This is a genomic window from Maribacter aquivivus, from assembly GCF_900142175.1.
Lineage (GTDB): Bacteria > Bacteroidota > Bacteroidia > Flavobacteriales > Flavobacteriaceae > Maribacter > Maribacter aquivivus.
Window position 1 is genome coordinate 554,575 of sequence record NZ_FQZX01000001.1, and the last position, 14,015, is coordinate 568,589.

The 14,015-nt window shown below is 34.9% G+C and carries 11 protein-coding genes; 4 read left to right on the forward strand and 7 right to left on the reverse strand.

All coding sequences use genetic code 11. From position 1 onward, the window contains the following. The gene (locus tag BUC31_RS02380) at positions 1-207 is read left to right on the forward strand and encodes a helix-turn-helix domain-containing protein (protein ID WP_073240904.1); all 207 of its coding nucleotides are present in this window, start codon (positions 1-3) and stop codon (positions 205-207) included. 54 nt (positions 208-261) lie between these two features. Here the strand turns inward: BUC31_RS02380 and BUC31_RS02385 are convergent, their stop codons facing one another. From BUC31_RS02385 to BUC31_RS02415, 7 genes are all read right to left on the reverse strand, one after another. After that, complete coding sequence (locus BUC31_RS02385; RefSeq protein ID WP_073240906.1) at positions 262-540, reverse strand: F0F1 ATP synthase subunit delta/epsilon; 279 nt, start codon at positions 538-540, stop codon at positions 262-264. Positions 541-619: 79 nt separating this feature from the next. Beyond that, entirely contained in the window at positions 620-2,128 is a 1,509-nt protein-coding gene (gene atpD / locus BUC31_RS02390) for a F0F1 ATP synthase subunit beta (RefSeq protein WP_073240908.1), read from the reverse strand. Positions 2,129-2,295: 167 nt separating this feature from the next. After that, positions 2,296-3,930: an SGNH/GDSL hydrolase family protein gene (locus tag BUC31_RS02395; RefSeq protein WP_073240910.1), complete on the reverse strand. Its 1,635-nt coding sequence runs from the start codon at positions 3,928-3,930 to the stop codon at positions 2,296-2,298. 18 nt (positions 3,931-3,948) lie between these two features. Further along, entirely contained in the window at positions 3,949-6,732 is a 2,784-nt protein-coding gene (locus BUC31_RS02400; RefSeq protein WP_073240912.1) for a TonB-dependent receptor, read from the reverse strand. Between the two features lie 266 nt (positions 6,733-6,998). Next, complete coding sequence (gene glmS, locus BUC31_RS02405) at positions 6,999-8,843, reverse strand: glutamine--fructose-6-phosphate transaminase (isomerizing) (RefSeq protein ID WP_073240914.1); 1,845 nt, start codon at positions 8,841-8,843, stop codon at positions 6,999-7,001. Between the two features lie 156 nt (positions 8,844-8,999). Then, a complete protein-coding gene (locus BUC31_RS02410) occupies positions 9,000-10,916 on the reverse strand; it encodes a DUF4270 domain-containing protein (RefSeq protein ID WP_073240916.1) in 1,917 nt (638 codons plus the stop codon). Positions 10,917-10,921: 5 nt separating this feature from the next. Continuing rightward, positions 10,922-11,731, reverse strand: a complete 810-nt coding sequence (locus BUC31_RS02415; RefSeq protein ID WP_073240918.1) for a glycogen/starch synthase — start codon at positions 11,729-11,731, stop codon at positions 10,922-10,924. A gap of 102 nt (positions 11,732-11,833) precedes the next feature. Between BUC31_RS02415 and panC the strand changes: the two genes are divergently transcribed. The 3 genes from panC to BUC31_RS02430 are packed head-to-tail and all read left to right on the forward strand — an operon-like array spanning position 11,834 to position 14,007. Then, positions 11,834-12,679, forward strand: a complete 846-nt coding sequence (gene panC, locus BUC31_RS02420; RefSeq protein WP_073240920.1) for a pantoate--beta-alanine ligase — start codon at positions 11,834-11,836, stop codon at positions 12,677-12,679. An 8-nt stretch (positions 12,680-12,687) separates the two neighbouring features. Beyond that, entirely contained in the window at positions 12,688-13,038 is a 351-nt protein-coding gene (gene panD, locus BUC31_RS02425) for an aspartate 1-decarboxylase (protein ID WP_073240922.1), read from the forward strand. 3 nt (positions 13,039-13,041) lie between these two features. Then, positions 13,042-14,007: a lysylphosphatidylglycerol synthase transmembrane domain-containing protein gene (locus BUC31_RS02430; RefSeq protein WP_073240924.1), complete on the forward strand. Its 966-nt coding sequence runs from the start codon at positions 13,042-13,044 to the stop codon at positions 14,005-14,007. Positions 14,008-14,015 lie beyond the last annotated feature (8 nt).

The following is a 14,015-nucleotide window of genomic DNA, read 5'->3' on the forward strand; positions in this document are numbered from 1 at the left end:
ATGAGTATAGTCGTAAACTTAGACAACGTATTATCTGAAAGGAACCTAAAAAGCAAAGAACTTGCTGAAATGATTGGCATTACAGAAGCCAACCTTTCTATTCTAAAATCAGGCAAAGCTAAAGCAATACGTTTTTCTACACTAGAAGCCATTTGTAAAGCATTAGACTGCCAACCTGCAGATATTTTAGCATATGAAAAGGAATAAAAAAAGGCTACACTTTTCAGTGTAGCCTTTTAAATTTATTAATTAAAGTACTAACTAATCTGCAAGTACAATAACTCTATTATTCTTAAGCTCAATAGTACCGCTAGAAATTTGTAATACTGTACTACCGCTAGCATCTTTAGTGAACTTAGAGGCATATTCTTCATCTAAAGAAATATTACCTGTAATCTTGACCTTACCTTCTTGTAACAATGATACAATTGGAGCGTGATCTTTTAACATTTGAAACTCACCATTTATACCTGGTACCGTAACCGAAGTTACTTCGCCAGCAAATAATGTTGCTTCTGGTGATACAATTTCTAAATACATATTTTTTCAGTATTCAGTAATCAGTGTTCAGTAATAGAATGCAAAACTGCAAACTGCTACCGTAAACTGTTTACTAGATTTAAGCTTCAGTCAACATTTTTTCACCAGCTTCAATAGCTTCTTCAATAGTACCTTTAAGGTTAAAAGCAGATTCTGGTAAGTGATCTAATTCACCATCCATAATCATGTTAAATCCTTTAATAGTCTCTTTAATATCAACTAATACTCCTTTAAGACCTGTAAATTGCTCTGCTACGTGGAAAGGTTGAGATAAGAAACGTTGTACACGTCTTGCTCTACCTACGGCAGATTTATCTTCTTCAGACAATTCTTCCATACCTAAAATGGCAATAATATCTTGAAGTTCTTTATAACGTTGTAAAAGCTCTTTTACCCTTTGAGCACAATCATAATGCTCATCACCTAAAATATCAGCTGTTAAAATTCTTGACGTAGAATCTAAAGGATCAACTGCTGGGTAAATACCTAGCTCAGCAATTTTACGAGATAATACCGTTGTTGCATCTAAGTGAGCAAACGTTGTTGCCGGTGCTGGATCCGTTAAATCATCTGCAGGTACGTAAACCGCCTGTACAGAAGTAATAGAACCTCTTTTTGTTGATGTAATACGCTCTTGCATAGCACCCATCTCTGTTGCCAAAGTTGGTTGGTAACCTACAGCAGATGGCATACGACCTAATAATGCCGATACCTCTGAACCTGCTTGTGTAAAACGGAAAATGTTATCAACGAAGAAAAGTACATCTTTACCTTGACCTTCACCTGCTCCATCACGGAAATACTCAGCAATCGTCAAACCTGAAAGTGCAACTCTAGCACGTGCTCCTGGTGGTTCGTTCATTTGACCAAAAACGAATGTCGCTTTTGAACCTTTCATTGCTTCTTTATCAACTTTGGTAAGATCCCATCCGCCTTCTTCCATAGAATGCATGAAATCATCACCGTATTTTATAATACCTGATTCTAACATCTCACGAAGTAAATCATTTCCTTCACGAGTTCTTTCACCTACCCCAGCAAATACAGAAAGACCACCATGACCTTTTGCAATGTTGTTGATCAATTCTTGAATCAATACTGTTTTACCTACTCCAGCACCACCAAATAATCCAATTTTACCACCTTTTGCATAAGGCTCAATCAAATCGATTACTTTAATACCTGTAAATAAAACTTCAGTAGAAGTTGAAAGATCTTCAAATTTTGGCGCTTCTCTATGTATTGGAAGACCAGCTTTTCCTGCTTTAGGCAAATTACCTAAACCATCAATAGCATCACCAATAACATTGAATAAACGACCGTATACATCATCACCTACCGGCATTTGTATCGCACTTCCTGTAGCAACTACATCTACTCCTCTGCTTAAACCATCAGTAGAATCCATTGAGATAGTTCTTACCGTGTTTTCACCTACATGAGATTGTACTTCTAATACTAAAATCGAGTTATCCTTTTTTACAATTTCTAAGGAATCATAGATTCTAGGAAGATCAGCACCTGACTGAAATTCTACATCAACCACGGGTCCAATGATTTGCGAAACTTTACCTGTAACTTTTGACATTACTTATATGTTTATGTATTACGTTTAATATATCCTGAAAAATGCTCTCATTTTCAGGCTGCAAAGATATAGTTTTCAATTTTAAAGAAAAATTGTTTTTTTCCTTTTTTACAAAAGTAAAAAGGTGCCTATTAAGCACCTTTTAAATCTTACTATTATATATACGTCTATTGCAGTGTAGCTGGGTAGTTAGTAGGGTAATCGCCTACATTCAACAAACTACCTGAATCCGCAAAATTAGAGCCATAAGTAGCATCAATTGCCATCATAAACTCATTTGCCAACAATGCATAACCTCTAGCTGTTGGATGAATACCGTCTAAAGAGAAGGCTCCACCTGTTACTAAATTTGATTGTAAAGTGAAATCTCCACTAGTAATACCACCATTAGCTAATTGATTCAATAAAATATTTGCATCTACAAAAGCCAAACCTGCTTGACTAGCTGTAGCTTCAATAATTTGATTAAATGCTGCCGTAGCTACCGCAATTTCTTCTTGCTCGCTAGGTATCAACACCCATTTGTCTTCTAAAGGAAGAGAGATACCTTCAACAGAAAACTGACCTGCTAATGCTTGTGGCAAACCTGCCGCCATTAAAGCACCTACAGATTCTAAATTCACAGTTCCTATTATTGCAGCACTTGGTAATACAAATAAATCTGAAGCCGTAGCTTCTCTTGTTTGACCATAAGTATTACCCAACAATCCAGCAACTAAAGGCGCTGCCTGTGCCGGTAAGCCAAATGACTCTACAAATGCAGGGAACGTTGGACTAGCACTTAATACGCCAGCAATTTGAGCTGATAAGTCTGTTAATGTTTCATCTCTGATAACTACTTCACTTGCCTTGGTTTCAGAAAATTTAATTGAACGTTCTGGAACTCCTAAAAATTCATAAACTTGATTTAACTGTCCGAATATTCCATTTAATGTCGCTATTTGTCCTCCAAAATCTGGATTAGTAGGATCTAAAGGATTGTGAGGTACCGTTGTAAAATGTGGTACATCTGTAACATTAGGAATATTTGCAACTACACCCTGCGCTCCTCCAGCAGTTAATGTAGCAATTAAAGCTCCGTAACTACCATCAAAACCTTGACCTGGCGCTCCTGAAACAGGAGTTATAGGGTTTGTACCGTCACCACCTGTAGTAGCATATCCTAACACATCATTATTACCTATCCAAAGAGAGAAAAAGCTCGGTGCTTGGCTTACTGCCATTTCTAAAACACTAATATCTGGTGTTGCACCCGTCATTCTTACGAAATAAGGATTAGCAAGACCCAGTTGCACGTTAGCTATGTTACCATAACCAGGTGCTAATAAGTGAAAACTTTTTGCACCAGGTACTCCTAAATTATTAAAAGGACCTGTTGGATTGTTCAATGCAATATCAGTTGTAACCGTTACATCTCCAATCAAATCTTCTAAAGATACTGGACCTGCACCACCAAAAACCAATCTAGGGCTTTGAATTCGAGTACCAGCAAGTGCCAAACCACCAATGTTATCATTTGTTAATGGTTGAGCAAAACTACCACCACCAGCAAGACTGAATTTTTGAGAAAGTAAATTAGGAAGAGAAAGGTTCTGACTTGCTTGAAACAAGGCACCATCTGTAAAACCTGCTGTTAATGAATTTCCTAAAGAAACATAATTAGAAAAATCTGCTGATCCCGCAGTTAAGGCAGGTAGCTCTTCAGCCATTATTTCTGGCTCAAGGTCAACATCTTCAGGGTCATTACAAGCCGTAAAAGCCAATATACCTAAAGAAATGTATAAATATTTTAAGTTTTTCATTTCAACTTTTAATTTTAATTAGTTGTTAATTGTCCAAGATAGGTAGTACATAGAACCAATATATCCAGTACCGAATGCTGTGAAGTATTCTTTATTAGTAAGGTTCGTACCTCCTAATTTAAAAGTAGATTTAATACTTGGCACATCATAATTAATTTGCGCATCTACCACATGAAATTCCGGAACAACGCCATTACCAAAAGTAGCTTCCCAGAAATAATCATCACTAAATCTGTACGACACATTAAATCCGAAATTATCAAATAACTCTTTGTTTCCAAAAGATGCCTTGAACTTGTGCTCTGGTGTGTTGAAATTCAACATTACATCTGGATTAGCCTCACGGTCAAAATCTAACTTAGTAAAGGTATAGCTACCACCTAAATCAAAGTTACCAAGTACTTTCATATCCAAACCTAAAGATGCTCCGTATGAATTTACATTTGCATCTGTATTCGTGTAAGCACTGTATGCTTGAAAATCTCCATTTGCAATTGCCGCTACAGAAAGTGCACCATCACCTGCTTCACCATAAAATGGAGCAATTACCACCTCTTGAGAAATGAAATCTTCGTAACTGTTATAATAAGTACTAAAGTCTACAACCAGCTTATTAATCTTACCTCTGTACCCAATTTCAAAAGAGGTAACTTTTTCTGGCTTAATTAAATCTGGATTAGAAACTTCTAATACTGCAGGGTTTCCTGTTTCACCAAGGGCTGTTACCGAAGCTGCAGAATATGAATTAGTATATGCAGCACCACCAGTTTGTGTAATTTGTGATGGCTGACCCAAAAGTTGACCACTGGCACTTACAGCATAATCTCTTGTATATCTGTCCAAGTTACTCTCTGCAGAACCAACAAGTATTGCTCTACCGGCATTTAAGCCTATGAAAAGATCTTGAGTAGTAGGATTTCTAAAGCCTGTTTGCGCAGATGCTCTAATATTATGATTTCTGCTCAATGTATAACCTGCAGATAATCTTGGAGAATAAAAACCATCAAAAAGCTCTGATTTATCATATCTAACCGAACCTGTTAGTTTTAAACTCTTATCACCTTCAAAAGGAAGTGTTTTTTGAACCTGAGAATATATTCCAAATTCAGAATACCTAATTGGTCCGTCGAAATCTGTATAGATAGTTCCTGAAGAATTTAAGTCGTATTCTCTAAAAGAACCACCTAATTGAATTTCTGCCCAATCAATTAAATGACTAAAGTTATAATTAGCATCTGCATGGTAGTATTTTGATGCATCTTGAAATTTTGAACCTGTAGATAAATCTGGATCAGCAACACTTCTATTAAAAGCTGCTTCAAATTCAGGTGAACCTGGTAAATATCGTCCAGATTCTGCTTGAGCTCTAGCGGCAGCATGTGCCTGCTCATCTGTAGCTCCTCCTAAAGTAGCCTGCACATATGTACCTGTATACTCACCGAACCAAGTATTGTCATCTTTCCATGCTCTGTTAATATTGATACCCGTAAACACCATATCGTAAGAGTCACCTGACTTATCGCCAACCATATAACCTCTTACAAAAAAGTTATCGTTTTTAATTTCAAGCTTATGTTGTTCTTGAAAGAAGCCCTTTATATTATATCTATTAGTACCTTGATAAATTGTGTTACCCGTACCCACTTTACCAACATAAGAAAGCTCTAAACTATTATCTTCAATAGGTCTATAGTACAAACCCCAATCAGCTTTTATGCTTTCAGCATTATAATTTGTAAGATCACTTTCTCTATAACCAGTTCTACTTACTACTTCTGAAGGAACCAATGCATTTGCACCAGAAGGTAAAATACCCAGACCTTCTAAAGTAAGCGCTACTTCTTTTATGTTTGTAGAAACCTCATCTCCATAAATATTTACCCCGTCATAGTTCAAATCAGCTCTAGTACCGCCTGGCGTAGTTTTATCATCTTGATTATTTGCAGCCCAATCAGTTCCTTTTAAATAACCGAAATTAACTTTCACAGCAAATTTATCACTGAACTTATGTGCTGCTCTAATACCGAAATCAGTATAAGAGTTATCACCAGCCGCTTGCTGAGAAGTAATACCTTGTTTAATAGAAACACTGATACCTTCATAATCGAACGGACTCTTACTACGCATGAACAAAATACCATTAAAGGCATTTGCACCATATAATGCAGAAGAAGCACCTGGCAATAATTCAACACTTAGTACATCTGTTTCAACCATACCTACCAAGTTACCAATAGGGAAGTTTAATGCTGGCGTAGAGTTATCCATACCATCTACAAGTTGCATAAAACGAGTATTTGCAAAAGAAGCAAAACCTCTAGTGTTAACAGATTTAAAAGTTAAACTATTCGTGTTTACATCAACACCTTTTAAATTCTCTAGTCCACCATAGAAATCGGCAGCCGTTGTGTTCTTTATTTCAGAAACACCTATTCTTTCTACCGTAACCGGCGATTCGAAAATACGTTCTGGTGTTCTAGATGCTGAAATAACAACCTCGTCTAAAAAAGTTTGCGACTCGTTTAAAATAATCGTTATTGTTTGACTTGCACTAGAGATAGCTTCTGTAGTACTAGTATACCCAATACTTGACACCTCTATTTTAAAAGGTGGCACTTCGGATGTTGCTAAATTGAAATTACCATCAAAATCTGTTACAGTACCAATGGTTGTGCCAACAATAACAACATTGGCCCCAGGTATAGGCTCGTTGTTCTGGTCAACAACATTACCATTGATATTGGTTTGGGAATACCCAAAAGTACCAATAACCATCAATGCTAAAAGTAGTATTGTTCTCATTCTTAATTAAAGTTTAAAATTAGTTGAGGGTTAAGATACAGATTATTTTAAACGAACTATAAGAATTTGAAAAAAATTATGCGTGCATAGTAAAATTCTCGTAACCAAATATGCTTAATTTTAAGAAATACGCAATTAACTTAACTATAACAATCCTTAGAAATTCTCTCCAAAATTGATTTATCTACATAAAAAAGAAGCACATACAAATAAAAAAGGGACGTGAAATAAATCACGTCCCTTTATAATCTTCTAAAATTTAAATTTTATTCTACCGTAACCGATTTAGCAAGGTTTCTTGGTTGATCTACATTACAATTTCTCATTACTGCAATATGATAAGAAAGTAATTGCAATGGAATTGTAGTTAACAACGGCGTTAAGCTTTCTAAAGTTTCAGGCACCTCAATTACATGATCTGCCAAATCTCTAACTTGCTCATCACCTTCAGTAACGATTGCAATAATCTTACCTTTTCTAGATTTAATTTCTTGAATATTGCTTACTACCTTTTCGTAATGCCCCTTTTTAGTTGCAATTACAAAAACAGGCATATGCTCATCGATTAATGCTATAGGACCGTGCTTCATTTCTGCAGCAGGATAACCCTCTGCATGAATGTAACTAATCTCTTTCAACTTTAGAGCACCTTCTAATGCTACCGGAAAATTATAACCCCTACCTAAATAGAGACAGTTAGTTGAATCTTTATAAACATCAGCAATTATTTCAATCAATGTATTCGATTCTAATGCCTTTTCAACTTTACTCGGAATTGTTTCTAATTCAGTTAAATATTCATGATACCTAGACTCAGAAAAAACACCTTTCGCCTTAGCCAATTTTAATGCCATTAGCGTTAAAACGGTAATTTGAGTAGTAAATGCTTTTGTAGATGCAACACCAATTTCTGGTCCAGCATGTGTATACGCCCCGGCATCTGATTCTCTTGCAATAGAAGAGCCTACTACATTACACACCCCAAAAACGAAAGCACCCTTTTCTTTAGCTAACTTAATAGCTGCCAAAGTATCTGCTGTTTCACCAGATTGTGATATAGCAATTAAAACATCTTTATCTGTTATAACAGGGTTTCTATATCTAAATTCTGATGCATATTCTACCTCTACAGGAATTCTTGCCAAATCTTCAAATATATACTCAGCAACTAAACCTGCATGCCATGAAGTACCACATGCTACTATAATAATTCTATTAGCGTTTAAGAATTTTTCCATGTTAAGGTCAATTCCCGCCATTCTGATTATACCTTGATCAGCCAACAAACGACCTCTATACGTATCTTTTATAGCTCTTGGTTGCTCATATATCTCTTTCAACATAAAGTGATCATAACCACCTTTTTCAATCTCCTCAAGATTCATCTGAAGCTCCAAAATTCTTGGATAAGCAACTGAATCATCTTTAATTTTTCTAAGCTTAATTTCTTTTCCTAATCGAATAATCGCCATCTCCTCATCTTCAAGATAAACAGCATTATTAGTAAACTCGATAAAAGGAGATGCATCTGAAGCGATGAAAAATTCCCCTTCACCAATTCCAATAGCTAAAGGACTACCTAATTTAGCAACTACAATTTCATCTGGTTTTTTCTTATCAAAAACTGCAATAGCATAAGCACCTACTACTTGATTAAGTGCAATCTGCACAGCCTTACCTAATTTAACATCTTCAGTCTTTTGAACTTCTTCTATTAAATTAATTAAAACTTCTGTATCTGTGTCAGAGTGAAATATATAACCACGCTTAGTCAACTCTTGTTTTATCGCCTCATAGTTTTCAATAATACCATTGTGAATTATTACTAACTCACCTGAATTAGAATAATGAGGATGCGAATTAACATCATTTGGAACACCATGGGTTGCCCAACGGGTATGACCTATACCAATAGTACCCTTTTGAGAAATCTCTTTAGCTTTATTTTTTAAATCTTCAACCTTACCTTTTGTTTTGGCTAGATTGATCTGGTTACCATCAAACAATGCAATACCCGCACTATCATAACCACGATATTCTAATCTTTGAAGTCCTTTTATAACTATAGGAAAAGCTTCCCTATACCCTATATATCCAACAATTCCACACATAATACCTACAATTTGAAAATTTTATCCAATATTTATTCGAACATTAGATATACGACCTAGCCTAATATTTAGACCATTTAGATTATACAACGTCAATTATTCGGAAGTGGTATATAAACTTCCAACAAAATTGGAACACTATACTAAAAGTATTTTCTAATCTGCTTTAGTATATGATATCTCAAGTTTTAACCTTTTGTCAAAATCAGGATCTGTAGCTTCAAGATTACTTCCATAAAGAATGGTACCTAACGGAGTAACTGTAGAAGTCATTGCTAGCCTCTCTTCACCACCTACCACTTTTGCATCAGCAATACTCCAATTTTGGATATTAGTAGTTAATGTCAATGCTAAAGTTGCATTCGTAGAGTCTCTAACTACCATGTTATTGATATGGTCTGTTATTTTAACAGAGTACTTAACACCCTTATCGCTAGATTTCTCTATAATGCCATCATAATTAAGATAAGTGCCAAATAATGCAGGCGAATCAGTATCAATCTGCTCTGTCAACGTATTTATCAAAGGGAATTTATTCTCTGCATTATATAAATAAAGTCTTGGCGGCTCTAGCTTACTACCAGAAGCATCTAACTGATCTCTATCTATATAAAAAACCAAATTAGCTTCATTTATAACCCAGTTTTCACTTTTAATTTGTTCTAATATACTTTCACCACCATCTTCTTCAAAAAGATTAATTTCAGCATAAGTACCCGAACCTCCTTTTAAATATACTCTTGATGCATTCTCGCCGCTATCTAACGCCTGAACAATCTGAGGACCGTAGTTTTCTGTAATTAAGGTATTTACCGCATTACCAGAAACAGCACCACTTGTACTCCCCGTTAAGAATGAAAACGTAAAATCTTTCTCTAAAATATTATTTGGGTTATCGTCACTTATATCGTCAGTAGTACTATTAGTATCATAGTTGGTATAACTATAAGTCATAGTAATATTAGAACTTTTTAAGTCAAACAATAGCATTACATCATTACCAGTATCACTGGTAATTGAAAAGTGGAGTCCACGAATGAACTCAGTGAAATTTGACTGACTTATTAATTCTGAATCTCCCTCTTTATCTAGAATATTAGTTTGAAAAAACTCATTATCCAATGCCACTCTAATACCTGGCTGAACCTTGGTAAATGTTAAGGACTCATCTACATCTTCAGTAGATTCATCGTCTTCATTCTGTATTAATATTTCTTCATCATTAATTTCAACAACGCCATCAAACAATGGGTCGCCTGTAACAAAATCTGGCGAAAAAACTTGATTAGAATAATATTCCTGTGCCTCTTGAAAACTTGCATTAGGATCTAAATCACGTAAGAAAAAAGTTGACCGTTCTACCTTTAAATTAAAAGAAGGCAATGGAGATTTAACTACATCATCATAGTTTTCACCATTAATGTAAATACTATCTAATTCTACTTTTTCAGCAAAGTTATTTGTAAAGATATTTGCTCCATCTGGATCATTTAAACCATCACGATCTTCATCTACACTAGTATCATCTAAAGGATCGGTATTAGATGCAGTTTCAATAATATTAGAAACTCCGTCGCCATCATTGTCATTATCACTATTTTCCGGCTCTGCATCAAATTCATCTACAACCCCATCACCATCACTATCCAACGAACTGGTGTTTGTCAAAAAAGGAATATAAAGATATACCTCTTTAATAGTTTCATTTTCCTGCACAGTTGTAATCGATTCATCTTCTAGTCCTTCCCTATCTTCTTTATCTTGAGAAAAACTTCCAAAAGAAGGGCTTGCCGCACTAAGGAATATTTGAGATGTTACTGAAGCCTCTGTTTTACCATAGATAGGATCGTTATAAGTACCTAATTGATATATTGGCAATTTATTGGTCTGTACAGCCTCAATGTTCTTATTATATGCAAAAACATCATACACTTCTGTACCGGTAGTAAATGGTTCATTACCAACTACACCAGAACCTACGGTAGTCAAATCTTGTTCACAAGAAACCAAAAGACCCAATATCAATAACAATCCCGAAAATTTGGGAAGAGCGGAATTAGCAATAAAATTCATTCAGATTATTTTAAAACTTCGGTGTTATAAAAATTAGCATAAGCCTCTTCAAATTCTTGAACAGGAACATATGGCAACACTGGTTTTTCTTGGTTGGATATATGGTTTTCTAATTCTTCTGGAATATCTTCCGAAGCTAAAATAACTGCATCAGAATAATCAACAGCTACTTTTAACAAATTATTATAAGTAGGATCACTTAAAGATGCAATCGCTTCTTCTGGAATACCATCAAAAGCAATTCTTTTTACCATATCCTTATCTAAAGAGCCTTCAAAAGTTTTACCGTAAACAGACAATACTATTTTACTATCTGCAAAAAGTGGCTCATCAGCGTAGTATTTCTTAAGATATAATGGCAATAAACTCGCCATCCACCCATGAACATGAATGATGTCTGGTGACCAATTTAATTTTTTAACCGTTTCCATAACTCCTTTTGCAAAGAAAATTGCACGTTGGTCGTTATCTGGAAAAAGGTTTCCTTCCTTATCTGTAAATGTAGCTTTACGCTTAAAGTACTCTTCGTTATCGATGAAGTAAACTTGAATTCTCTCTTTAGGTATAGATGCAACCTTAATAATCAATGGCATATCCATATCATTGATGACCAAGTTCATACCTGATAATCTAATTACTTCGTGTAATTGATGCCTTCTTTCGTTAATGTTCCCGTATCTAGGCATGAAAATCCTGATCTGACCACCATTGCTGTTGACCATTCTAGGTGTTTCATAAGACATTAGGGAAACTTCGTTTTCGGGTAAGTAAGGAACTAATTCAGAAGATACAAATAATATCTTTTTACCATTCATAGAGGTTATATTTTATTTTTCACTGAAACGCAACTGCAAAATTACAAAAAATATAGAGATTAGCAGTAATTATAGTAAGTTTGCTCGCTAATGAACCTTTCAATGCCGGTAATACAGACCAAAACCAAGCTAACAGAAGAACTAAATAAATTAGGCAACAATCAAGACTTAGGTCTTGTACCCACTATGGGCGCGCTACATAAGGGGCATGCTTCGCTCATACAAAAAGCGGTTGAAGAAAATAAGAATGTCGTTGTAAGTATTTTTGTCAACCCTACTCAATTTAATAATAAAGAAGATTTAGACAAATACCCAAAAACTTTAGTATCTGATGTTCAATTAATTTCAGCTATTTCAGATGATATTATTGTTTTTGCGCCAGATGTAGCCGAAATATACCCAGACACTATTATTCCAAAAATCTATGATTTTGAAGGACTTGACAAAGTCATGGAAGGCGAATTTAGAGATGACCATTTTAATGGTGTCGGCACAATAGTAGAAGAGCTTCTTAAAACTGTGAAACCTACAAGAGCTTATTTTGGAGAGAAAGATTTTCAACAATTACGTATCATTCAAAAACTTACCGAAATACAACATATACCTGTCGAGATAATTGGTTGTGAGATTGTTAGGGAAGACCATGGCTTGGCAATGAGCTCAAGAAACGAAAGGTTAAGCGAAAAAATACGACTTAAAGCTGCATTTATATATGATACATTAAAAACTGCCAAAATAAAATTTGGCATGGAAAATGCACTAAACGTAAAAGATTGGGTAATTAATGAGTTTGAAAAAACTGACGAATTTCAGTTAGAATATTTTGATATTACAGATATTGAAACATTAACCCCAATTCAAAATAAAATAAATAATATAAAATACAGGGCGTTTATTGCCGTTTACGTTGAAGACGTAAGACTCATAGATAATATCGCCTTAAACTAGTATAAGTTATGCAAATAGAAGTAGTTAAATCAAAAATACATCGAGTAAAAGTTACTGGTGCCGACCTCAATTATGTAGGTAGTATTACTATTGATGAAGATTTAATGGATGCCGCAAATTTTATTCGTGGCGAAAAAGTTCAGATTGTCAATAATAACAATGGCGAAAGATTAGAAACCTACATTATCCCTGGTCCAAGAAAAAGTGGAGAAATCACTCTAAATGGAGCCGCAGCAAGAAAAGTATCTGTAGGTGATATTTTAATTTTAATTTCTTATACTTGGATGGATATTGAAGATGCAAAAAAATTCAACCCTTCTTTAGTTTTCCCTAACGAAGCAAATAATCTTTTAACCTAAAAGTTGACGAATACCCTAAAAAAAAATCTTAAGACCATACTCCCAATTGCATTGGGAGTTTTTTTAGTTTGGTACTCTTACAATTCAACAACGCCAGAAAATAGAAAAGAAATCATCTTTTACATAAAAGAAGCGAATCCGCTTTATGTATTTCTTTCTGTTTTATTAGGCATACTAGGGCATATTTCTAGAGCGGTTCGCTGGAATTATCTTTTAGAACCATTAGGATATAAGCCTAAACTCATAAATAACATCTTAATTATTTTAACTTCTTATTTTGCCAATTTAGGTATTCCCAGAACTGGCGAGATATTACGGGCTACAGCACTTACAACATACGAAAACGTTCCTTTTGAAAAAGGATTTGGCACTATTGTAACAGAAAGGGTAATAGACGTAATTATGTTACTTTTAATAGTAGCAGTGGCATTTTTGCTACAGACCGATGTTATTATGGGTATTCTTCAAGAACGTGGCTTTAATGCAACCGGACTCATACTTCTCGCATTAGCTGGCATAGCTCTATTCTTTGTCTTTATTTTTATAATTAAAAAGTCTAAAAATGCATTTGCCAAAAAAATTAAAACATTTGTAAAAGGACTTCTTGACGGAGTGTTCAGTATTTTTAAAATGAAAAATAAATGGCTATTTATTTTTCATACTTTTTTCATTTGGGGATGTTATATAGGCATGCTTTGGATTATAAAATTTACCGTCCCAGAAACTATTTCACTTACACTCAGCCAACTCTTGGTCGCCTTTGTGGCTGGGGCTTTTGCCATGGCAACAACCAATGGCGGTATAGGTCTTTACCCCATTGCAGTAAGCAGTGCATTAGCTATCTTTGGCATAAGCGCAGTGTCTGGTGATGCGTTTGGGTGGATTATATGGATAGCACAGACTCTTATGATAGTTGTTTTTGGTGCAATATCTTTTCTTTTATTACCGTTATTGAACAGTAGTAAATAGTATACTTT